Annotated in this window: 18 protein-coding genes, 2 tRNA genes and 1 pseudogene; 12 read left to right on the plus strand and 9 right to left on the minus strand. The window is 70.7% G+C overall.

Translation table 11 applies throughout. From position 1 onward, the window contains the following. Positions 1–427: 427 nt before the first annotated feature. Positions 428–1,120, minus strand: coding sequence for a TetR/AcrR family transcriptional regulator (locus tag VGK78_RS16485; RefSeq protein ID WP_331528812.1), 693 nt, complete (start codon positions 1,118–1,120; stop codon positions 428–430). A 152-nt stretch (positions 1,121–1,272) separates the two neighbouring features. Here VGK78_RS16485 and VGK78_RS16490 point away from each other — a divergent pair, with 152 nt between their 5' ends. From VGK78_RS16490 to VGK78_RS16500, 3 genes are all read left to right on the plus strand, one after another. After that, entirely contained in the window at positions 1,273–2,268 is a 996-nt protein-coding gene (locus VGK78_RS16490) for an NAD(P)-dependent alcohol dehydrogenase (protein WP_331528841.1), read from the plus strand. A gap of 314 nt (positions 2,269–2,582) precedes the next feature. Further along, on the plus strand, positions 2,583–3,251 hold the full coding sequence (locus VGK78_RS16495; RefSeq protein WP_331528813.1) for a GAF and ANTAR domain-containing protein: 669 nt from the start codon (positions 2,583–2,585) through the stop codon (positions 3,249–3,251). Between the two features lie 31 nt (positions 3,252–3,282). Next, a complete protein-coding gene (locus tag VGK78_RS16500) occupies positions 3,283–3,978 on the plus strand; it encodes a GAF and ANTAR domain-containing protein (protein ID WP_331528814.1) in 696 nt (231 codons plus the stop codon). A 311-nt stretch (positions 3,979–4,289) separates the two neighbouring features. Here VGK78_RS16500 and VGK78_RS16505 read toward each other — a convergent pair whose 3' ends face one another. Then, positions 4,290–4,505 carry a hypothetical protein gene (locus VGK78_RS16505; protein WP_331528815.1) on the minus strand — a complete coding sequence of 72 codons (216 nt, stop codon included), beginning with the start codon at positions 4,503–4,505 and terminating at the stop codon, positions 4,290–4,292. 374 nt (positions 4,506–4,879) lie between these two features. Between VGK78_RS16505 and VGK78_RS16510 the strand changes: the two genes are divergently transcribed. Further along, positions 4,880–5,023, plus strand: coding sequence for a hypothetical protein (locus tag VGK78_RS16510; protein ID WP_331528816.1), 144 nt, complete (start codon positions 4,880–4,882; stop codon positions 5,021–5,023). A 350-nt stretch (positions 5,024–5,373) separates the two neighbouring features. After that, positions 5,374–8,007, plus strand: coding sequence for a MobF family relaxase (mobF, locus tag VGK78_RS16515; protein ID WP_331528817.1), 2,634 nt, complete (start codon positions 5,374–5,376; stop codon positions 8,005–8,007). Positions 8,008–8,021: 14 nt separating this feature from the next. Here the strand turns inward: mobF and VGK78_RS16520 are convergent, their stop codons facing one another. Next, complete coding sequence (locus VGK78_RS16520; RefSeq protein ID WP_331528818.1) at positions 8,022–8,642, minus strand: helix-turn-helix transcriptional regulator; 621 nt, start codon at positions 8,640–8,642, stop codon at positions 8,022–8,024. A gap of 99 nt (positions 8,643–8,741) precedes the next feature. Here VGK78_RS16520 and VGK78_RS16525 point away from each other — a divergent pair, with 99 nt between their 5' ends. Both VGK78_RS16525 and VGK78_RS20420 read left to right on the plus strand, forming a co-directional pair. Continuing rightward, positions 8,742–8,984: a helix-turn-helix domain-containing protein gene (locus VGK78_RS16525; RefSeq protein WP_331528819.1), complete on the plus strand. Its 243-nt coding sequence runs from the start codon at positions 8,742–8,744 to the stop codon at positions 8,982–8,984. 37 nt (positions 8,985–9,021) lie between these two features. After that, positions 9,022–10,074, plus strand: a pseudogene (locus VGK78_RS20420) (tyrosine-type recombinase/integrase); the annotation flags it as partial. Between the two features lie 195 nt (positions 10,075–10,269). On the opposite strand, the gene VGK78_RS16530 reads toward VGK78_RS20420, so the two are convergent. After that, positions 10,270–10,342 (minus strand) — tRNA-Glu (locus VGK78_RS16530). 72 nt (positions 10,343–10,414) lie between these two features. Then, the gene (locus VGK78_RS16535; protein WP_331528820.1) at positions 10,415–10,663 is read right to left on the minus strand and encodes a DUF2630 family protein; all 249 of its coding nucleotides are present in this window, start codon (positions 10,661–10,663) and stop codon (positions 10,415–10,417) included. A gap of 104 nt (positions 10,664–10,767) precedes the next feature. Here VGK78_RS16535 and VGK78_RS16540 point away from each other — a divergent pair. The 3 genes from VGK78_RS16540 to VGK78_RS16550 all read left to right on the plus strand — a co-directional run bounded on the left by VGK78_RS16540 (position 10,768) and on the right by VGK78_RS16550 (position 14,663). Then, a tRNA-Phe gene (locus VGK78_RS16540) sits at positions 10,768–10,841 on the plus strand. A gap of 106 nt (positions 10,842–10,947) precedes the next feature. Continuing rightward, a complete protein-coding gene (locus tag VGK78_RS16545) occupies positions 10,948–13,392 on the plus strand; it encodes an SCO7613 C-terminal domain-containing membrane protein (protein WP_331528821.1) in 2,445 nt (814 codons plus the stop codon). A 143-nt stretch (positions 13,393–13,535) separates the two neighbouring features. Continuing rightward, positions 13,536–14,663, plus strand: a complete 1,128-nt coding sequence (locus tag VGK78_RS16550; protein ID WP_331528822.1) for a Glu/Leu/Phe/Val family dehydrogenase — start codon at positions 13,536–13,538, stop codon at positions 14,661–14,663. 55 nt (positions 14,664–14,718) lie between these two features. Here the strand turns inward: VGK78_RS16550 and VGK78_RS16555 are convergent, their stop codons facing one another. The 3 genes from VGK78_RS16555 to purF all read right to left on the minus strand — a co-directional run bounded on the left by VGK78_RS16555 (position 14,719) and on the right by purF (position 17,681). Next, entirely contained in the window at positions 14,719–14,931 is a 213-nt protein-coding gene (locus VGK78_RS16555) for a DUF3073 domain-containing protein (protein ID WP_331528823.1), read from the minus strand. A 163-nt stretch (positions 14,932–15,094) separates the two neighbouring features. Beyond that, complete coding sequence (purM, locus tag VGK78_RS16560) at positions 15,095–16,189, minus strand: phosphoribosylformylglycinamidine cyclo-ligase (protein ID WP_331528824.1); 1,095 nt, start codon at positions 16,187–16,189, stop codon at positions 15,095–15,097. A gap of 13 nt (positions 16,190–16,202) precedes the next feature. Continuing rightward, a complete protein-coding gene (purF, locus tag VGK78_RS16565; RefSeq protein WP_331528842.1) occupies positions 16,203–17,681 on the minus strand; it encodes an amidophosphoribosyltransferase in 1,479 nt (492 codons plus the stop codon). A 193-nt stretch (positions 17,682–17,874) separates the two neighbouring features. Here purF and VGK78_RS16570 point away from each other — a divergent pair, with 193 nt between their 5' ends. Then, positions 17,875–18,357, plus strand: a complete 483-nt coding sequence (locus tag VGK78_RS16570) for a DUF1203 domain-containing protein (protein WP_331528825.1) — start codon at positions 17,875–17,877, stop codon at positions 18,355–18,357. Positions 18,358–18,490: 133 nt separating this feature from the next. Here the strand turns inward: VGK78_RS16570 and VGK78_RS16575 are convergent, their stop codons facing one another. Beyond that, on the minus strand, positions 18,491–19,843 hold the full coding sequence (locus VGK78_RS16575) for a dipeptidase (RefSeq protein WP_331528826.1): 1,353 nt from the start codon (positions 19,841–19,843) through the stop codon (positions 18,491–18,493). A 198-nt stretch (positions 19,844–20,041) separates the two neighbouring features. Between VGK78_RS16575 and rocD the strand changes: the two genes are divergently transcribed. Beyond that, positions 20,042–21,244 (plus strand): ornithine--oxo-acid transaminase, encoded by a 1,203-nt coding sequence (rocD, locus tag VGK78_RS16580; RefSeq protein ID WP_331528827.1) that lies wholly within the window; start codon positions 20,042–20,044, stop codon positions 21,242–21,244. Positions 21,245–21,324: the final 80 nt, after the last annotated feature.

Below are 21,324 nucleotides of genomic sequence, written 5' to 3' on the forward strand. Positions count from 1 at the left end.
CGTGGTCGAGAGCTTCTGCGCCCAGCGGGGAATCCCCTACGCGCAATGTTCGGCTATCGCTTCCTACGCGGCCGCCGTCAAGCACCTCCACGACGTCGGCTCAAGCCTGAGGTCGAGGTGACGGCGGTCCCGCGACAGGAGGAAGCGAATGCGCCTGGCGGCTCCCCCCGCATGCCGCCAGGCGCACCCACGCATGAGGTGACGAGGCAGAGCCGCGGCGGGTTGAGTAGAAAGGGTGAACCACTGCGTAGCTATGCATTCGGCACGCGCTACCAGGGTCCGGGGCAGCACCGTTCAGGTGACTGAAGGCCTCAACCTACCCCGCCCATCGCTCCTGGCACAACACGCGTCACGCGGCAGCGAAGGCATGGTGACCAGGGTGAGATCGACCCGTCTCCCAGAGAGCCCCATGAGGGCACCGAGGGGTTCAGCTCGGGGGGAGGTGACCGGCGTGAGCCGCGCGGTTCAGGGCGCCCAGGATGAGGTCCAGACCGAGCTGGAACTCCTCGCCGAAGTCGTAGCCCGGGCGGAGCATGTGCTTCTCGGCCATCTCGGCGAGGTGAGGGTAGGTCTCCGGATCCACAGGAGACGAGTCACCACGCTCGTCGTTCGGCATCGTCGAGGTCACACCGAAATGGCGGGCGGCCTCCTGAACCGCGAACCCGCAGACGAAGCTGTCCAGGAGCGCGGAGGCGTGGGCGGTCATCTCGACGGAGAACCCGGCCTCCCTCAGGATTCGAATCGTCTCCTCCTCGTGACGCAAAGTCGCCGGTCCCGGCGTGCCCCGCGACTCCAGCAGTCCCATGGCCCACGGATGGCGTCGCAGCGCGTGCCTGGTCGCGCGCGCCCGCAGCACGACCTGATCGCGCCACGAGCCGTCGGCGTGGTGGGGGACCAACTCCATCTCGGCGAACACAAGGTCGACGATGCCGTCGAGGATCGCCTCCTTGTTCGCGACGTGGTGATAGACCGACATCGGCTTGACCCCGAGTTCAGCGGCCAGTGAACGGATGGTCAGCGACGCGATGCCCCCGGCGTCCGCGACGCCGAGGGCGCACCCGAGAACCCGCTCGCGGGTGAGCCGCGGTCGGGGAGCGGTCGGATCAGACGGAACGGGCATGACGCCATGGACCATAGCCGACTCGTACTTAGTACGGTAGAGTGGCCGTACAAAGTACGGCGGGATCACCTGCCGACGCGAGAGGCTCTGTGATGCGATCCACCCAGGCTCCCCCGATCTCGAATGCCCAGCGGTCGGCGGACGCCGAGACCATGTGTGCGGTCGTCCGGCTCCGCTACGGCGGGGTGAGCGTGATCGAAATCGAACAGATTCTGCGCACCCGGATCGCACCAGACGAGGTGTTGCTGCGAGTGGAAGCCGCCGGGCTCGATCGAGGGGCATGGCATCTGATGACCGGCCGGCCCTACCTGCTTCGCCTCGCCTTCGGGATCTTCCGGCCGCGGCAGCGCGGACTCGGGCGCGAGGTATCCGGGACGGTCTTGGACGTCGGTGCCGCCGTGACCAAGTTCTCGGTCGGCGACGAGGTGTTCGGCATCGGCGCGGCCACCTTCGCCGAGTACGCGGCTGCCCGGGAGGACAAGCTCGCCCACAAGCCAGCCAACGTGACGTTCGAGGAGGCGGCGGTGGTGCCGATCTCCGGACTCACCGCGCTCCAAGGGCTGGGCGAGGTGGGCCGGCTTGTGGCGGGCCAGCACGTGTTGGTGCTCGGCGCCTCCGGCGGTGTCGGAAGCTACGCGGTCCAGCTGGCGAACGCCTACGGCGCCGAGGTCACCGGGGTCTGCAGCCTGGCCAAGGCCGACTTCGTGCGCTCGCTGGGCGCTTCCCACGTCCTGGACTACACCCGCACCGACTTCGCCGACGGAACCCAGCACTACGACCTCATCCTCGACCTCGGCGGAAACCCAGGAGTGCTGCGGCTTCGTCGCGCGCTCACCCCCGAGGGGACCGCGGTCATCGTCGGCGGCGAGGAGGGTGGTCGACTCACCGGCGGCATGGGCCGCCAGCTGCGCGCCCTCCTCCTGACACGCCTCAGCAGTCAGCGACTGACCACGATGCTGTGCAAGGAACGCTCCGAGGACCTCGACGAGCTCGCTGGACTCATCACCGACGGCACCTTGACTCCGGCCCTGGACCAGATCTATCCGCTGGAGCGGGTAGCCAACGCCATGGGCGACCTCGAGGCAGGCAAGATCCGGGGCAAGTCCGCGATCACCGCCGCCAGGACTCGCAGCAGGATCGCCTCCTGACCGGATCCGGTGTGGCGGCAGCCCCGGACGCCAAGGCCGTCCTTGTGACGACGTCGCCCTCCGGCGCCGGCCGCCCACGGACTGTTGCATACGTCGCCATGCCGACCGGAGCCGGTTAGCCTGGGGAGGTCCTCGAGACGAGGACTACCTGCACGACACGGACACGGTCCCCTCGATCGCGGACGACAACCTCGCCGGCAGGAGCCGCGGCCATCTCCGAGTTCACGTCCTCCGGCACCACACCGGGTGGTGAGCGTGAGCGGTCACGGGTGCGGGCACTGGTCCGGGGCGGCCCGGCGACGGTGGGCGCGCCGATGCTCACCCGATTGTGCGAGGTGGCGATCAGAGAACTGCGGATGTCGGGCGCGGTGGTGAGCCTGATGACCCCCGTCCACGCGACGGGCGATCAGTCCGGGACGATCATGGCCGCCTCCAGCGACCGGGCACGAGGCGTCGACGAACTCGAGTTCAGCCTCGGAGAAGGACCCGGAAGGGACGCGTTCTTGGGGTCGCGGCCGGTTCTCACCCCTGACCTGGAAAGGGCCTTCGACCGGTGGCCCGGCTACGTGCCTGCGGCGCTCGCCGCGGGCGTGCGAGCGACCTTCGCGTTTCCCATGCTCATCGGAGCGGCCCGGTTCGGGGTCGTCCACCTGCACTGCCCCGGGGCCCGAACCCTGACCGACCACGACATCGCGACCAGTCTGATGCTGACCGAACTCGCGACCGAGATCGTCCTGGACACCTACGCCCCGGCCGGGGACCACACTCCCGCCGACGTGCCTCTCCTGGGACCAGACGATCACCGCGACGAGATCTACCAGGCGCAGGGCATGGTGATGGTCGCGCTGGGAGTCAGTCTCCGCGAAGCCCTGGCCCGCATGCGGGCACACGCCTTCGCGTCCAACCAAGAGCTGGCGGCAGTCGCGGCCGACATACTCGCCGGGCGGACACGCCTGGAGCCGGATCCGGACGGAGCACCATGACATCGCACAACCCCGAACGAAGGGCCGAACCATGATCTCCACAGAACGCATATCGGACCTGTTTGTGGAGGTCGCCGACACCCTCGTCGACGAGTTCGACGTCATCGACTTCCTGCACAACCTCACCGTCCATGCGGCAGGCATCAGCGGAGCCGACGCAGCTGGCCTGATGCTGACCGATCAGATGGGCCGCCTCAGGTTCATGGCGGCCTCGAACTCCAACGGCGAGACCCTCGAGCTCTTCCAGCTGCAGAACTCCGAGGGTCCGTGTCTGGACTGCTTCACCACCGGAGAGCCGGTCGTCAACGCGGACCTGGCTCATGCCGCCGACCGATGGCCGACCTTCGCCCCGCGCGCCATCCAGCTCGGCTATCAATCGGTCCACGCATTTCCGATGCGGCTCCGAGAGCACATCATCGGCGCGCTCAACCTGTTCGGCTCAGCGGACGCCCTCTTCGACGCAGCCGACGTGCGCGTCGTGCAGGCACTGGCCGATGTCGCCACCATCGCGTTGATGCAGGAACGCACCATTCGTCGTGCCGAAGAGCTCACCGAGCAGCTGCAAGGCGCCCTGACCAGCCGGGTCGTGGTCGAACAGGCCAAGGGGGCCGTCGCAGCCCTTCGTGGCATCACTACCGACGAGGCATTCGAGCTCCTCCGCCGTCGAGCGCGGTCAAGCCAGAAGCGCCTGGTTGACGTCGCACAGGCCGTGCTCGACGAAGGCTGAGGGCGACCACCCAGATGCCCTGCGCCTCGAGCGCGCGTCGAACGCCCCCACGGGCCGTGCGATGAAAGCCGCCCGGAACGCACCTGCCGTCACCTTCGCCGACCGCAAGCCGGCCGCCGAGAACCACGAACAAGATGAACGCCACTTACACCGTTGATCTGACAGACCCGAACGCCGGGTTGTGCCCATTGCGCATCGGGGCGGCGCGCGGGGGGTCCTTCGCGAGCCGGGAGAGGGCGATCCAGCGGCGGCGGTCCACCGTCTGGCGAAGCGGCTGTGACACCGCTTTGGTGGGCGCCCCAGTGGTCTGCCTACCGAGCCGGGTCGCCGGTTCGGGATTCTTGCCAGGCGGTGATTTCGGTGCGGAGCCAGAGTCTGGCTCGGCGTCCGCCGCGGTCGAGGAGGGGGCGGGGCATTTGGGGGTAGCGGCGTTGGTAGAGGTGGACGGAGGTGGCGTGGGCGAGTCCGAGGAGCTCGGCGACGTCGTGCGCGTCGACGAGGTCGTCGACGTCGACCCTGCGGCCCATAACTCGACCCTAGGGCACCCGGCGCTCGCAGGATCAGCCCCGGGGCGGTGAGCCCGGCGAGCTTCGTGGCTGGGGTGAGCCACCGGAGGGCTACCCTGTATCTAATTATAGACAGCAGAGGAGGGGTCCGGTGGGTATGTACGCGGTTGCTCGGGGTGAGGTGGTCGCCGAGCCGGCGACGGTGACCACGGACGCGGGGACGGCGACCGTGCTGGTGGTGCGTGACTGCGGTGCCGCGTCAGGAGTTGCCGACCCCTCCGGCGCCGACCAAGCCCGCGGTCCGCACGCCGGCGGTCCGTGGGCAGATTGGCTCACCCTCGACTGTGGGGTGGAGTATGAGGTCACCTGCCGGCGTGTCGGGTTGGCGCGGCGGGTTGGCCGACCTGCTGGTCGGCGACCGTGTGGTGGTGGTCGGCTCGGTGCGCCTGGATCCGGTGGCCGGCCCGGTGGAGGATCCGACCTCGATGGCCCGGATCAGTCTTGAGGCCGTCCTCGTCGGCTGGGAACTGGACGGCTAGCTGACTGCTCGGGCCCGACGGTCGGGCAGCCCGCGAGCCTTCGGTGATCTCCCCATATCCAATCCAAGAGTCAGCCCAGGAATCAGCCCTCGGCCCTCTCACCCCCTCCACACCCGTCTTCCACCCCGACTCACCTGACACCGTTGACTCTTCACGACTCCCAAAATCTTGCCCAATCTCCTCCCTGATCTGGCCCACTCACCCCTTCTTCTCAAGCGGCACGCATGCTACGAAGGTTCGTAGATGGGTCGCCCTTGCTGGGGCGGCCCACGACGCATTTCTAGGGGTCCGTTGGTTGTCGACGGACGCCATTGAGACCGAGTTCCGGGGTGGTCAGCGTGCATGGCGGGGTGAAGTTCTACCGCGGCGCAGCGAAGGCTGCCCGCGCCTATGTCGAACGCGATCGCTCCAGGGCCGATGACTACTACCTCGGCGAAGGCACCGGCGTCGCCGAGCTTCTCACTGCGACCCCCGACGGCGTCACCAGAGCCGGGGCCCTGGACGGCGACACCTATGAGCAGTGGGTCGCCGGGATCGATGTCGAGGCCGGCCGGAAGAAGGGGCGAGTCCGTGAGGACGCTAGGGGGTTGCGGTTCGTCGAGGTCACCGTGAACGGGCCGAAGACCTGGTCCCTGGCTGCTGCCCTGCACCCGGAGGTCTCGGCCGCACTGGACGCGGCCCAGGACCGGGCCGCCGCGGAGATCGTGGGCTGGCTCGCCCAGCACGCGACGACCCGGGTCGGGCCGCGCGGCCGGCAGGTGCAGGTGCCGGTGGAGCGGATCGAGGCTGCGGTGATCCGGCACTACACCTCGCGGGCCGGCGATCCGCATCGGCATCTGCACCTCCAGGTCAACGCCCGCGTGTTCGCGGCCGGCGCCTGGCGGGGTCTGCACTCGGTGGGGGTGCGGGACATGATCGAGGCGATCAACGGGATCGGCCACGCCGCGGTCGCCACGAACCCCGAGTTCCGGGCTGTCCTCGCCGCCCACGGTCTCACCCTGGACGCGGAGACCGGAGAGATCGAGCAGCTCGCGCCGTACGTGGGAGCGTTCAGCGCCCGGACGACTCAGATCGGTCGCAACATCGACCGGTACGAGGCCGAGTGGCGGCGTGAGCATCCCGGGCAGGAGCCGGGCCCTCGGCGGCGCGAGGCGTGGGATCGGCGGGCGTGGGCGGAGGCGCGACCGGACAAGGTCGTCCCCACCGACGGCGCTGACTTGGTCGCACGGTGGAACTACGAGCTCCGCGGCCTGGGCTACCGCGATCCTGTCGCCCCCGCCGCCCCGGCAGTTCTGGGAGCGACGCAGGCGGGCTGGATCAACCGCGACGGCGCAGCGGACTGGGTGATCTCGCAGGTCGGGGCGACCCGGTCGGCGTGGAACACCGCCGACATCCGCGGCAAGGTCGAGGTCCTGCTGGCCCAGACCAACCTGGTCGCCGAGCCCGCGGCCCGGATCGAGCTTGCAGAGGACATCACCTCCCGCGCCGCCGCACGTTGCGTTCGGCTGCTCACCGCACCCGACGTACCCGGCGTGCCCGACGTGCCAGAGCACGTCCGGTCGCTGACGTCCCGGCACGTTCTGGCGGTCGAGGACGGCCTCGTGCGTCGCCTCGCCCGCCGCTCCGAGAACCCCGCCCGGCGGGTCCGGCTGCAGGGACGAGGGTCGGTGCGGGTCGACCCCGCCCGGGCGGCCGTCGTCGGCGCCCTGGCCGGTGACGGCCCACTGGTCGTCGTGGAAGGTGCGGCCGGCGCGGGAAAGACCAGCGCACTGCGGGCGACCCACGACCTGCTGACCCAGCGGGGGCACCGTCTCGTGGTGGTGACACCGACGTTGAAGGCGGCCGAGGTCGCCGCCGCCGAGACCGGCGCGGACGGGCACTCCGCGGCCTGGCTGATCCACCAGCACGGCTGGTGCTGGGACACCGACGGCCACTGGGCCAGGAAACCCTACAGCGAGCCAGGGGCGGCGGCTCAACTCCGACCCGGGGACCTGCTGCTGGTCGATGAGGCCGGCATGCTGGACCAGGACACCGCCCGCGCCCTCCTCACCATCGCCGACGAGACCGGGGCGCGGGTCGCCCTGGTCGGAGACCGACACCAGCTCCCCGCCGTCGGCCGCGGCGGACTCCTCGACCACGCGCTCGCCTGGGCCCACCCGACCGCCGTGGTGAGCCTGGAGACGGTGCACCGGTTCACCGACCCCAACTACGCCACACTCACCCTGCGCATGCGCACCAGTGAGAACCCCGCCGCTGTCTTCGACGCCCTGCAGCGCCGCGGGCAGGTGATTGTCTACGCAAGCGAGAGCGAGCGCACCGCCGCGCTCGCCGAGGCCGGAGCCGCCGGCGACCTCGTCGTCGCCGACACCCGCGAGCAGGTAGCCCACCTGAACGCCGCGATCCGCGACCAGCGCCGACCCGTGCCCACCACGGGCGACCCAGCGGATTCGATGGTGACCGCTCGCGGACAACGGATCGGCCTTGGGGACCGCGTCGCCACCCGCCGCAACGACCCCGCCCTCGGCGTCGCCAACCGGCAGACCTGGACCGTCACCGGCCTCGGTGACGACGGCAGCCTGATCCTGCACGGCCGCGGACGCGATCGTGAGGTACTGGCGGACTACACGCGGCGGTTCGTCGAGCTCGCTTACGCCACCACCGTCCACGGGGCACAGGGCGAGACCGTCGACCGAGCCCACGTCGCCATCAGCGAGACCACCGGCGCCGCTGCGGCGTACGTCGCGATGACCCGCGGCCGAGACGCCAACACCGCGCACCTGGTCGCCGACACGGTCGAGGACGCCCGCCGGCAGTGGGTCGAGACCTTCGCCCGCGACCGCGCCGACCTCGGCCCAGCCCACGCCAGACGGCAGGCGATCGAAGCCGTCGACCGGTACGGCCCCCAGCAGCGGCGCCGACCGGCCCAGGAACCAGTCGGGGAACCGCCGCGAACGGTCCCGGCCCCGGCCGGGACCAGCCTGTGAGACCCGCCAGCGGCTCACTCGCGCGGCTGGCGTGGCTTGCGTGGGCGCACCGGCCGCCACTCGATCCCGGCCTCGCCTGCGAGCCAGGCACTGAACCCGCCCGGGTCGCGCGGTGCGGTGTCCTGGGGTGCGGTGGCCGCGTCGAGGACCGGCTGCCACGCCTCCCGGATCACCGTCGGGAGGTCCAGGCGGTCCCAGACCTGCATCAACAAGACCCCGTCGACCGACTCCAGCATCAGCTGGGGGACACCACGACCGATCACCCACCCGTAGAAGCCGATCCGTTCGGCCTCCACCGACAGATCCCACACCTGGGGCCGGGACTGGTTCAGCAGCGCCCCCAGCACCTGGATCTGGCCGAAGCACTCCGGCATCGGCACCGACCACAACCGCTCCGGCACCACATACTCGCCGATCTCGGGATGCTCACGGGTCTCGAACAGCACCACCGGCCTGAGGGCCAGCTCGAAGTCGAGGACCGCCAAGATCCGCTCGGTCACCTCCAGGGTCGGGGACTTGCGGCGCGACTCGTACTCCGAGATTGACGACTGCTGGGTGCGCGCCCACAACGCCAGCTGGGCCTGCGACGCACCGAACCTCTTGCGCGCGACCTCGATCACCGTCGGCGGGTACACCCACACAGAGTATCGCCGATCATCGATTGGGAGTGCCTGCACACCTACCGGGTGAGGTCGAGAACCGCTTGACCTCACCGACAGCAAGGGAGCACCACCATGACCGCACACCAGGTCGACCCCGACACCACCTACCGCCCCTCGACGAACCTCGGCGACAAGATGCTCACCCTCCAAGAAGCCTGCACCTACCTCCGCATCCCCGAAGGCACCCTCCGCTACTGGCGCCACCTCGGCACCGGACCCCGCAGCTTCAAACTCGGCCGCCACGTCCGCTACTGGAAGGCCGACCTGATCCTCTGGCTCACGGAACAGACCAACCGTCCCCAGCGCGACGACTGACCGTCCGCGACGACCGCATTCAGAGAGAGGATGAAGCATGCCGAGCATCGAGAAGCGCGTCCGCAACGGCCAACAGGTTTGGCGAGCCCACTATCGGACGCCTGACGGCTCGCAGCGCAACAAGTCGTTTGCCCGGAAGGCCGACGCCGAGCGGTTCCTGGCGACAGTCGAGAGCGCCAAGCTCACGGGCACGTACGTCGACCCGCAGCTGGCGAAGGTGACCGTCGGTGTCTGGGCAGAGAGGTGGCTCGCCGGCCAGGCTCACCTCAAGCCCTCGACCTTCCAGAGGTACGACGGCATCATCAGCAAGCACATCGAACCGAAGTGGGGCCGAGTCAGGCTCGGATCCGTTTCACACGCAGACGTACAAACATGGGTCACAACACTCGCCGCAACCCAGGCGCCGGCCAGCGTGGCCAAGATCCATCGGGTGCTCAGCCTGGTTCTGGACATGGCTGTCAAGGACGGGCGTTTGGCACGCAACGTTGCTACCGGCGTCAACCTGCCCCGCGTTGTGAAGCATGAGCACCGGTACCTCACACATGAGCAGGTCGACGACCTGGCGCAGGCGTGCGGATATCCGGAGACGCCGGACAAGCACGCCAGCTACGACAGCCGCGAGAACGAGACCAATCGACTCGTCGTCCTGTTCTTGGCCTATACGGGCGTGCGCTTCGGTGAGATGGCCGCGTTGCGAGTGAACCGACTGGACCTGAACAGACATCGGGCTGCGATCGTCGCCTCGGTCACGCCCGTGCAGGGTCAGGGGCTGGTCTGGGGCACACCCAAGACGCATCAGCGTCGCGAGGTCCCGCTGCCCGGGTTCCTCACCGTGGAGCTCCGCTCGTTCGTGTCAGGCAGGGCACCCGACGACCTGGTGTTCCCAGGGATTCGAAGTGGGGCGCCCCTTCGCGTCACGAGCTTCAGAAGGGCGTTCGACCGGGCAGCACAGGCGATCGGCGTACCCGGGATGCACCCCCACCAGTTGCGCCACACCGCGGCGAGTCTCGCCATCGCCTCGGGCGCCGACGTCAAGGTGATCCAACAGATGCTCGGACATGCCTCGGCGACGATGACGCTGGACACCTACGGGCACCTCTTCGAGGACCGGCTCGACGAGGTGGGAAGCGCCATGGACGCCGCCAGAACGGCCGCTCAAGAACGTCGCGCGCACCTCAAGATGTTGCCCAGTGTTGCCCCAGTGTTGCCCAGGCCTGGTTCGCGACGCGACAGCGCCGAGGTCCGGAAACGCGTTTCGGCTGGTCAGGACGGCAATTCGACCGTGCACCCCCAACGGGATTCGAACCCGTGCTACCGCCGTGAAAGGGCGACGTCCTAGGCCACTAGACGATGGGGGCCGGTGGTGACCCGAAGCGATCCGGGCGCGCTCAGCATACGGCGACCTCGCGGCCGCCCACGATTCGCGCCCCTCAGCCCAGGTAGCCCTCCACCGTGCTCTCGGAGCGGGCGGACGCACGGTCGGGATCGCCTCCGGAGTCGCGCAGTGCCTGCCGCTGACGCAGCAGGTCCCAACACTGGTCGAGCTCGGTCTCGACGTGCCGGAGCCGTTCGTGCTCCTCGTCCGTCGAGATCTCGCCGGCCGCGAGCTGCTCGCGCAACGACCGCTCGGTACTCACCAGCTCGCTGATGCGCGCACGGATGTCCACGTCCTCGGCCATGGGAACACCGTAGCCCGGGGGCGTGGCTCCGGCGTCGCCCGTTTTCAATCGGGACGTTCTGCTCCGGTACTGTGTGCACGCGCTTCGCCCAGCGGGGTGCACCCGGCCAGGTAGCTCAGTTGGTACGAGCGTCCGACTGAAAATCGGAAGGTCGGCGGTTCGACCCCGCCCCTGGCCACTCCCCTGACTCCTCGCCGGCCGCATCGAGTTGAGCCCGGATACTCAGTCCTGCTGAGCACCGAGACCGTGGGTACGGACACCCACCGCATGAGGCACTTGACCTCATGACGACGTACGCCGACCCCGACCGCTGCCCCGACTGCCACGCCCTGCTGCCGCGCGACCCGCAGACCTGCCGGGTGTGCTCCCTGCCGCTGACCGGGGAGACCGCAGGCGCCCTCTTCCGGGCGCTGCAGGAGGCCGACCGACTGCTCGGTGTCCTCCGCACGGAGAAGCGACCGGCACACGTGACCGTCGGAGCGCCGGCGGCGCGGGGCCCCCTGCTCGCGGGAGCCGAGCCCTACCCCGCGACGTACCGCTCGACGGGTGGCGGACTGCCCCCGCGTCTCCGCGCTGCGTCCGTCCCCAAGATCCTGCTCTCGCTCGGTGCCCTCTGTCTGCTGGTGGCCGCGGTCATCTTCCTGGCGGTCGCGTGGAGCTGGCTCGGCGTCGGTGGCCGGACCTCGGTCCTGGTCGCGCTCACCGGCGCTGCCCTCGGGCTGACCGTCGCGCTGCACCGACGCGGGCTCCGGATGGCAGCCGAGGCCCTTGCGGTCGTCGGCCTGGGCCTGATCGCGCTCGACGTCGTCGGCGTCCGGCACGCCGGCTGGATCGACGTCGACGATGCGGGGCTGACGCTGCTCGGCGGTGCGGTGGTCGCGACCGGCGCACTGCTCCTCCTGGTCGCCACCGCGCGGCGTCCCCTCGTGGCGCCGGCGCTGGTCGCGCCCGTCTCGGTCCTCGTCGCGGGCGTGGGCGCACAGTGGAACACCGACGCTCCGGTGCAGATGCTCGTGACCGTGGTCGTGCTGCTGGGTCTCGGCCGCGTGGGCACGCTGCTTCCCAGCACCCCGCTCCGGAGCACCGCGATCGCGACCGCCGTCCTCGGCTGGCTGGGGGTCGTGGTCGGGGGCCTCAACCAGACCGGCGACCCCGTCACCGCCACCCACTACTTCGGCGACCTCGCCTGCTGGCCGATCCTCGCCGCCACCGTGGTGGCTGCAGCGGTCGGGCCGGTCACGGGCGTGCGGCGCGTCGAGCTCGGGGGCTACGCCGTCGCCGGCCTGGTCGGGACGTACGGCGTCCTGCTCCCCGTCGTCGACAACGGACAGACGCCCTTCGCGTCCGCCCTGCTCGCAGCAGCCGCGATCTGGGTCGTGCTCCTGCTGGTTTCGTCCGACCGGCTGCGTCCCGCCGCGCTGCTCCCGCTCGCCGGCACCCTGGTCGTGCCCGTCGTCGCCGCCCTCCGGCTGGTCGCCGGGACCGTGCAGGCAGTGGGCACCATCGGGGAGCCGTTCAGCCGGTCGTTCGACGTGCACGTCGCCCCCACGGCCACCGAGCTGTCGCCGCTCCTGCTGGTCCCCGCACTGCTGACGACCGCTGCCGCGGGCTGTGCCGCCGCCAGGCTCGTCGAGCCGGTGCGGCGGTCGACCTGGACCGCCTCGCTGGCGACCGCCGTCGCGGTCGGCGGAGTCCTCACCCTGCCCCTGTACGACGTGCCGCTCGCCCTGGTGGTCGGCGCTCTGATCGCGGCGGCCGCCGGGCTCCTCGTGGTCGCCGAGCGGCTGACCCCCTCCGCGGCCGACGACCTCCGCGTGGTCGTGCTGGCGCTCACCGCGGCCTCCGCGATGCTCGCCCTGCCCAGCGACGTGATGGTCACCGGCGTCCTCGTCGTCGCCTGCCCCATGGCCGCCTTCCTGATGGGCCGCACGGACACGACCGGGGCATGTGCGTCCCTCTGCTTCCCGCTCGCGTTCGCCGGGCTGGTCTGGGCCGGCGGCAACGTCGTCGGGGTCGACGAGCAGTTCCGCGCGATCCCCGTGCTCGTGGTGCTGGGAGGCCTGGCGATCTGGAGGCCGCGGCTCGAGCTCGAGGCGTCGTCGGCGGTCGCGGGCACGCTGGTCTCGGCCGCCTCGGTCCTGCTCGCGGACGACCTGGCCGTCTCGCTGGCGGTGCACCTCACCGTCGCCGGTGCCCTGGTGACCGCGTCGTCGATCATCCACCCGGCCCGTCGCCCGCTTGCGTGGCCAGGTGGGCTGCTGCTGGCCGCCGCGACCTGGGTGCGCCTCGTCGACCTCGGCGTGCACGTTCCCGAGGCCTACACCCTCCCGTCCGCCCTCGCCCTGGTCGTGGTGGGCGCGCGGCGGCTCCGCCAGGACGACGAGTCCGCCACGCTCACGGTCCTGGCGCCCGGTCTGGCCCTGGCGACAGTGCCGTCGCTGCTGGCTATGCTCGACGACCCCTACTCCCTCCGCGCTCTGCTCCTCGGCGCGGCCTGCGTGGTGCTGGCCGTCGCCGGCCCGCTGCTGCGGTGGAGCGCACCGGTCGTGGTGGGTGCTGCGGTCGGGACGGTGCTCGTCCTCCGCGAGCTCGCGCCGTACGCCGCTCAGGTCCCGACCTGGATCTCCATCGGGATCGCAGGTGCGCTCCTGCTCGTCGTGGGCGTCACCTGGGAGAGCCGGATGAACGACGTACGCCGTGCCTCCCGCTACGTCGCCGCTCTCCGCTGACCGCACCCGACGCCGCCGCGAACGCGCCGTACCCGATTCCCGGACGGCGCGTTCCGCGCACTATCGTGCGAGGTGGGTCACACCACCCCTCGTGACCCGCCGTACGCCACCCACCCGCGTGGCGCGATCGAAAGGGCCAATCGATGTCTGCCGACCCCTCCGTACCGGGATCGATGCCCGCCCCCGCCCGCTCCGTCGACGGTGTCGACGTCTTCGAGCTGGGCGCCGAGCACGAGCAGGTCGTGTTCTGCAACGACGCCGCGAGCGGCCTCAAGGCGATCATCGCCATCCACTCCACGGCCCTCGGACCGGCCCTCGGCGGCACGCGCTTCTACCCCTACGCATCGACCGCGGACGCGGTCCGCGACGTCCTGAACCTCTCCCGCGGCATGTCCTACAAGAACGCGCTGGCCGGCCTCGACCTCGGCGGCGGCAAGGCCGTGATCATCGGCGACCCGGCCAAGGACAAGAACGAGACGCTGCTGCGGGCGTACGGCCACTTCGTGCAGTCGCTGAACGGCCGCTACATCACCGCCTGCGACGTCGGCACCTTCTCCGTCGACATGGACGTCGTGGCGCGTGAGTGCGGCTACGTCACCGGCCGGACCGTCGCCCACGGTGGCGCCGGCGACTCGTCGGTCCTCACGGCGTACGGCACGTTCCAGGGCATGCGCGCGAGCGCCGAGGCCGTCTGGGGCACGCCGACGCTGTCCGGCCGCACCGTTGGCATCGCCGGCGTCGGCAAGGTCGGGCACCACCTGGTCAAGCACCTGGTCGACGATGGCGCGCGGGTCGTGGTCACCGACGTCAACCCGGTCGCCGTGGAGGCGATGGTCAAGGAGTACGGCGCGACCCCGGTCGCCGACAGCGACGCGCTGGTGCGCTCCGAGATCGACGTCTACGCACCGTGCGCGATGGGTGGCGCGCTGACCGACGCTGTCGTCGACGCGCTCACCGCCTCGATCGTCTGCGGCGCTGCGAACAACCAGCTCGAGCACCCCGGCATCGAGAAGGCACTGGCCGACCGCGGCATCCTCTACGCGCCGGACTTCTGCGTGAACTCCGGCGGAGTCATCCAGGTCGCCGACGAGCTGGAGGGCTTCAGCTTCGAGCGGGCCGAGCAGCGCGCGAGCCGGATCTTCGAGACCACGCAGGCGGTCTTTGCCCTGGCCAAGGCCGACTCCGTCACGCCCGCCGAGGCCGCCGACCGGCTCGCCGAGCGGCGGATGCGCGACGTCGGTCGGCTGCGGGGCGTCTACCTGCCCGGCTGAGCCGCGGGACCGCGGTGAAACCTGACCGGGAGGTCAGGGGTGGACCGGCCCTAGGTCAGTCGCGGGACTGCTCGGCGTAGTCCGACCAGTCGTCGTACGGGCCCCCGGACGCGTCGCCCTCGACGTCGCTGTCGGTGTCGCCGTCCGTCTCGGTGTCACTGTCGCCGTGCAGCTCGCGTGCCAGCGCCCCGAAGTCCGTCTCGTGAGTGCGGTACTTCAGGTCGCGGGCGACCTTCGTCTGCTTGGCCTTCGCTCGGCCGCGCCCCATAGGGTCGACCCCCTCGCACGCTGGGCCGGGGCCGCGGGAGAACTCACCGAGGCACACCGGTCTGTTCGGTCTCTGTCGTGGTGCCAACGCTACCCAATGGGTGGGTGTTCCCGCACACCCACTCCCGAAACACGCGGACTTTCGTGCCGGTCGGCCCCCGGGCCTACCAGCCCGGGTGCCCCCCGCACATGACCACCCGGCCGCCGTCGCGGTGGTCGAGGCTCACCTCACCCGCGGCCCACGCCGGGACCCGGAACGCCGCAAGCGTCCCGATCGCCCGGTCGACGTCGTCGGCCGGGACCAAGGCGACCATGCCGACGCCGCAGTTCAGGGTGGCCTCGAGGTCGTCCTGGGACAGACCGCCGGCACGTCGTACGACGTCGAAGACGGGCGCGGGGGTCCAGGTGCTGCGGTCGATGGTCACCGAGACCTCGTCGGGGACGACGCGGGCCAGGTTGGCGGAGAGCCCGCCTCCGGTCACGTGGGCCATCGCGTGGACGCCGGTCGCGTCGGCGAGGGCGAGGCAGGCCTTGGCGTAGATGCGGGTGGGCTCGAGCAGCTCCTCGCCGAGGGTGCGCCCGAGCTCGGGTACGTCGCGGTCGAGGGCCCAGCCGGCCTTCTCGAGGAGCACGTGGCGGACCAGGGAGTAGCCGTTGGAGTGCAGGCCGCTCGAGGCCATCGCGACCACGACGTCGCCGGGCCGGACCCGACCGGGGCCGAGGAGGTTCGCGGCCTCGACGACGCCGGTGGCGGCACCGGCCACGTCGTACGCATCGGGCTCCATCAGGCCGGGGTGCTCGGCGGTCTCGCCGCCGACGAGGGCGCAGCCGGCCTCCACGCACGCCTCGGCGATGCCCTTGACGATCGCGGCGATCCGCTCGGGGAGGACGCGGCCGCAGGCGATGTAGTCGGTCATGAAGAGGGGCTCGGCGCCGCAGACGACCAGGTCGTCCACCACCATCCCGACGAGGTCGAAGCCGATGGTGTCGTGGATGCCCATGGCCTGGGCGATGGCGACCTTGGTGCCGGCGCCGTCGGTGGAGGTCGCCAGAATGGGCTGCCGGTAGCGAGCCAGGGCGGAGGCGTCGAAGAGACCGGCGAAACCGCCGAGCGTGCCGATCACCTCGGAGCGGTCGGTCTTGGCAACCCAGCTCTTCATCAGGTCGACGGCCTTGTCCGCCGCCTCGATGTCGACGCCGGCCGCGGCGTACGCCCCGGAGGACGGTGCGGACGTCGGCCGGTCACGGGGCTCGGTCACGGGGTCTCCCGGCTCAGGGGTTGTTGAGGACCGGCAGGGCGCGGCCGGCGGGCGAGCTGAGGCTGACCTCCAGCAGGTGCTTGCCGAGCAGGCTCTCGTCGGGGAGGGGGATCGGGTACTCGCCGGTGAAGCAGGCCAGGCACAGGTCGGACGGAGCCTGACCGGTGGCCTCGACCATGCCCTCGAGGGAGATGTAGCCGAGGCTGTCGGCGCCCACGCTGGCGGCGATCTCGTCGACGTCCAGGCCATTCGCGATCAGCTCGGCCCGGGTCGCGAAGTCGATGCCGTAGAAGCAGGGCCACTTCACCGGCGGGCTGCTGATGCGCACGTGTACTTCGGCCGCGCCCGCCTCGCGGAGCATCCGGATCTGGGCGCGCTGGGTGTTGCCGCGCACGATCGAGTCGTCCACGACGACCAGCCGCCGCCCGCGAACCATGTGCTCGAGGGCGTTCAGCTTGAGCCGGATGCCGAGCTGGCGGAGGGTCTGGCTGGGCTGGATGAAGGTGCGGCCGACGTAGGCGTTCTTGACGAAGCCCTGGCCGAACGGGATGCCGGACTCCTCGGCGTACCCGGCGGCGGCGGGGGTGCCGGACTCGGGGACGGGCATCACGAGGTCGGCGTCGACGGGGTACTCGCGGGCGAGCTGGCGGCCCATCTCCACGCGGGCCTGGTGGACGCTGCGGCCGCTGATCGTGGCGTCGGGCCGGGCCAGGTAGACGTACTCGAAGACGCAGCCCTTGGGCGCGGGGTCGGCGTACCGGTGGGAGCGGAGGCCGTTCTCGTCGATCACGATCAGCTCGCCGGGCTCGACCTCGCGGACCACGCTGGCGCCGACGGTGGCGAGCGCGGAGTCCTCGCTGGCGACGACCCAGCCGCGGTCGAGCCGGCCGAGGACGAGCGGCCGGATGCCCTGCGGGTCGCGGGCGGCGTACAGGGTGTGCTCGTTCATCCAGACGAAGGAGAACGCGCCGCGGAGGGCGGGCAGCACCTCGAGCGCGCGCTGCTCGAGCGAGGTGTCGGGGTGGTGGGCGAGGAGCGCGGTGACGAGTGAGGTGTCGTTGGTCGACTCCTCGACGCCGCGGCCGTGGAGGTCGAGCTGACCGGTCGGGCCGGGGAGCGCGGCGACCATCTCGCGAAGCTCGTGGGCGTTGATCAGGTTGCCGTTGTGACCGAGCGCGATCGAGCCGTCGTCGGTCGGCCGGAACGTCGGCTGCGCGTTCTGCCAGGTGCTGGCGCCGGTGGTGGAGTAGCGCGAGTGGCCGATGGCGAGGTGGCCCTTGAGCGACTCGAGCGTGGAGTCGTCGAAGACCTGCGAGACCAGCCCCATGTCCTTGTAGACCAGGATCTGGCGGCCGTTGCTGACCGCGATGCCCGCCGACTCCTGGCCACGGTGCTGCAGCGCGTAGAGGCCGAAGTAGACGAGCTTGGAGACCTCCTCGCCCGGCGCCCAGACCCCGAACACGCCGCACGCGTCCTGGGGGCCCTGGTCCATCGGGTCGAGGGCCGCGGTGAGCCGACCGTCGCCGCCCCGGCGGCTCTGGGAGGGGGTCACGGTGGTGAGTCTAGGCGAGTGCCCACCGCGGCTCGGCATCGGCGCGGCGGCATCGGACGGGCGCCTGCCGGGATGTGCCCGCGATGTCCGATTCCCGCCGGAACGGTGGCCGCCGGTCGGTCATCGTGGAGGCATGACGACGGCTTCGACGACGACCACCCTGACCGCGCAGCCGATCGACCCGGCGCGGTTGGACGACGTACGACGGAACGCCGAGGACGGATTCGGCAACCGCTTCGTGGCGTTCGCCGCGAGCGGGGAGGGCGAACCGCTGCGGTGCTGCCTGCGGTACGCGCGGGCCGGGGAGCAGATCGCCCTCGTCTCGTTCGCGCCGTTCGAGGAGGCGTCGGTGTGGCGGGAGGTCGGGCCGGTCTACGTGCACGCGGAGCGGTGTGAGGGGTACGCCGACCGTGGGCTGCCCGACGAGCTCCGGCGCGGGCCGCGGGTGCTGCGGACGTACCAGGCGGACGCGACCATGAACTACGACCACAACACGCTGGTCGGCGACGAGGACATCGAGCCGGTGCTCGACCGGTTGCTGGCCGAGCCCGATGTCGCGATCGTTCACGTGCGGACCGTGCTCCCGCAGTGCTTCCTGTACGCCGTGACCCGATGAACCTCCTGCCGTGGCGGAGCGCCGGTGAGACGGTTCATCACGCTGGGTAGGTGAAGCCGCGCATGGCCAGCGGAGCTCACCTGGCCATGCGACGGTTCGGCCACTCAGCGTGATGAACCGGTCACCGTCTCTTCTACAGCTCGCCGAGCTTGCTGAGCAGCAGAGCCTCGGCGTGGATCACGCGCTCGAACTCCGCCAGGTGCAGGCCCTCGTTGGCGCCGTGGGCGCGGGTGTCGGGGTCCTCGACGCCGGTGACCAGGACGCCGGCCTCGGGGAACGCGTCGAGGAACTCGGCGATGAACGGGATCGATCCGCCGACACCCATGTCGATCGGCTCGGTGCCGTCCCAGGCCTCGGTGAAGGCGGCACGGGCGGCGTCATAGGCCGGGCCGGTCGCGTCGATCAGGGTCGGCTCGCCGGAGTCGACCGGTGTGATCGTCAGCTCGGCACCCCAGGGGACGTGCTTCTCGAGGTGCCGGGTGAGGGCGTCGCGGGCGTTGGCGACCGAGTCGCCGGGCGCTATCCGCAGGCTGAGCCGGGCCGTGGCCGCCGGCACCAGGGTGTTGCTGGACCCTTCGGCCTTCGGCGCGGTCAGGCCGATCACCGACAGCGAGGGGCGGGTCCAGAGGCGCTCGACGGTGGAGCCGGTGCCGATCCACTGGACGTCCGGCAAGGCCCCGGACTCGGTACGGAGCCTCTCCTCGGGGTACTCGACCGACGCCGCAGGGCCGGCGTACAGGCCCTCGACGGCGACGTTGCCCTCGTCGTCGTGGCAGGTCGCGATCAGCCGGGCGAGCGTCATCAGCGAGTCGGGGACCAGCCCGCCCCACATGCCGGAGTGCACGGCGTGGGTGAGGGTGCGGACCTCGACGTCGAGCCGGACCAGACCGCGCAGGCTGGTGGTGAGGGCGGGGACTCCGATGTCCCAGTTCCCGCTGTCGGCGATCACGATCACGTCGGATCGGAGGTCGTCGAGGTGCTCTCGCAGGAATGCCGGGAGGCTGGGCGAACCGACCTCCTCCTCGCCCTCGACGAACATCACGACGTTCACCGGCAGGTCGTCGCCGTGGACACGGAGCGCACCCAGATGGGCGGCGATGCCGGCCTTGTCGTCGGCGGCCCCGCGGGCGAACAGTCGTCTGCCGCTGGGAGAGTCGCGCTCCGTCGGCTCGAACGGCGGGGACTCCCAGTCGGCGTGATCGTTCTCCGGCTGCACGTCGTGGTGGGCGTAGAGCAGGACGGTCTTCGCTCCGTCACGGCCGCTCCGCTTGTGGGCGATCACGGCCGGGCGACCCCCGTCGGCACTGGTGATCCGGGCGTCGAAGCCCTCGGCGGCGCACAGATCGCGCACCGCCTCGGCGCTGCGCTGCACCTCCCCGGCGCGCTCGGGGTCGGCGCTCACCGACTCGATTCGGACCAGGGCCTCGAGGTCGCGTCGTACGCCCGGAAGCACGTCGCGCACCCGCGCGAGCAGATCGTCAGTCATGGTTCGGAACCTACCCAGGACGGATAGTCCCCGACGAAGTGGCTGCCTCCTGCGTTCGGAGGCGACCATTTCGTCGGGGACTATCTCAACCAGAATTGTCAGACAATCATTTGGAGAACGGGGTGGTCGTGCGGGACCATGGAGGTACTTCCCCACACTGATCCGAACGGCTCCACGCCACGGCCCGAAAGCAACGTCATGACCGATACCTCCCGTCACATCGAGCTCACCGAGACCTACGCCGCGCACAACTACCATCCGCTGCCGGTGGTGCTCGCCTCGGGCGACGGCGCGTGGGTGACCGATGTCGACGGACGGCGCTACCTGGACTGCCTCGCCGGCTACTCCGCGCTCAACTTCGGGCATGCCCACCCGCGCTTGGTCGAGGTCGCGCGGCAGCAGCTGGGCACGCTCACCCTCACCAGCCGGGCCTTCTACAACGACCAGCTCGGGCCGTTCTCGCAGGCGCTGGCCGACCTGACCGGCAAGGAGATGATCCTGCCGATGAACTCCGGCGCCGAGGCGGTGGAGACGGCGATCAAGCTCAGCCGGAAGTGGGGCTACCAGGTCAAGGGCGTCCCGGAGAGCTGCGCGACGATCGTCGCGATGGAGGGCAACTTCCACGGACGCACCACCACGATCGTCTCCTTCTCGACCGACCCCGACGCGACGATGGGCTACGCGCCGTACACCCCGGGCTTCCGGCTCGTGCCGTACGGCGACATCGAGGCGATGCGGGCCGCGATCGACGACACCACGGTGGCCGTGCTGCTCGAGCCGGTGCAGGGCGAGGCCGGCGTGATCATCCCCCGCGAGGGCTTCCTGCAGGACGTGCGGACGCTGTGCCGCGACCAGAACGTCCTGATGGTCGCCGACGAGATCCAGTCGGGCCTGGCGCGCACCGGGCGGACGTTCGCGTGCGACCACGAGGACGTCGTGCCCGACGTGTACATCCTCGGCAAGGCGCTCGGTGGCGGTCTCTACCCGGTGTCCGCGGTCGCCGCGAACCGCGACGTCCTCGGCGTGATCACCCCCGGCACCCACGGCTCGACGTTCGGCGGCAACCCGCTGGCGGCCGCGATCGGGCGCGAGGTCGTCGCGATGCTGCAGACCGGTGACTTCCAGGAGCGGGCGGCGAAGCTCGGCGAGCAGCTGTACGACGGCCTGGCCGGTCTGGTCGGGCACGGCATCGACGCGGTCCGCGCCCGTGGCTTGTGGGCCGGCATCGACATCGCGACCGACAAGATGACCGGCCGCGAGTTCACCGAGGCGCTGCTCGAGCAGGGGATCCTGGCCAAGGAGGCCCACGGCCAGACCGTCCGGCTGGCTCCCCCGATCGTCGCCTCCGAGTCCGACATCGACCTTCTGGTCACCTCTTTCCGCGAGGTCATCACCGCCTGAGTCCCTGACCCGGCTCTTCCCGGCGCCACTGGACGCCGACCCGGCGCTTGTCCACGTCGTCAAGAGCCGGGTGGATGCTT

The sequence above is a fragment of the Nocardioides sp. genome, assembly GCF_036503465.1.
GTDB lineage: Bacteria > Actinomycetota > Actinomycetes > Propionibacteriales > Nocardioidaceae > Nocardioides.

Excerpts from the sequence above, each read along its gene's own strand:
- VGK78_RS16485 (WP_331528812.1), bottom strand. The coding sequence starts at position 1,120 with ATGCCCGTTCCGTCTGATCCGACCGCTCCCCGACCGCGGCTCACCCGC.
- VGK78_RS16490 (WP_331528841.1), top strand. The coding sequence starts at position 1,273 with ATGTGTGCGGTCGTCCGGCTCCGCTACGGCGGGGTGAGCGTGATCGAA.
- VGK78_RS16495 (WP_331528813.1), top strand. The coding sequence starts at position 2,583 with ATGCTCACCCGATTGTGCGAGGTGGCGATCAGAGAACTGCGGATGTCG.
- VGK78_RS16500 (WP_331528814.1), top strand. The coding sequence starts at position 3,283 with ATGATCTCCACAGAACGCATATCGGACCTGTTTGTGGAGGTCGCCGAC.
- VGK78_RS16505 (WP_331528815.1), bottom strand. The coding sequence starts at position 4,505 with ATGGGCCGCAGGGTCGACGTCGACGACCTCGTCGACGCGCACGACGTC.
- VGK78_RS16525 (WP_331528819.1), top strand. The coding sequence starts at position 8,742 with ATGACCGCACACCAGGTCGACCCCGACACCACCTACCGCCCCTCGACG.
- VGK78_RS16535 (WP_331528820.1), bottom strand. The coding sequence starts at position 10,663 with ATGGCCGAGGACGTGGACATCCGTGCGCGCATCAGCGAGCTGGTGAGT.
- VGK78_RS16545 (WP_331528821.1), top strand. The coding sequence starts at position 10,948 with ATGACGACGTACGCCGACCCCGACCGCTGCCCCGACTGCCACGCCCTG.
- VGK78_RS16550 (WP_331528822.1), top strand. The coding sequence starts at position 13,536 with ATGTCTGCCGACCCCTCCGTACCGGGATCGATGCCCGCCCCCGCCCGC.
- VGK78_RS16555 (WP_331528823.1), bottom strand. The coding sequence starts at position 14,931 with ATGGGGCGCGGCCGAGCGAAGGCCAAGCAGACGAAGGTCGCCCGCGAC.
- purF (WP_331528842.1), bottom strand. The coding sequence starts at position 17,681 with ATGGACCAGGGCCCCCAGGACGCGTGCGGCGTGTTCGGGGTCTGGGCG.
- VGK78_RS16570 (WP_331528825.1), top strand. The coding sequence starts at position 17,875 with ATGACGACGGCTTCGACGACGACCACCCTGACCGCGCAGCCGATCGAC.
- VGK78_RS16575 (WP_331528826.1), bottom strand. The coding sequence starts at position 19,843 with ATGACTGACGATCTGCTCGCGCGGGTGCGCGACGTGCTTCCGGGCGTA.
- rocD (WP_331528827.1), top strand. The coding sequence starts at position 20,042 with ATGACCGATACCTCCCGTCACATCGAGCTCACCGAGACCTACGCCGCG.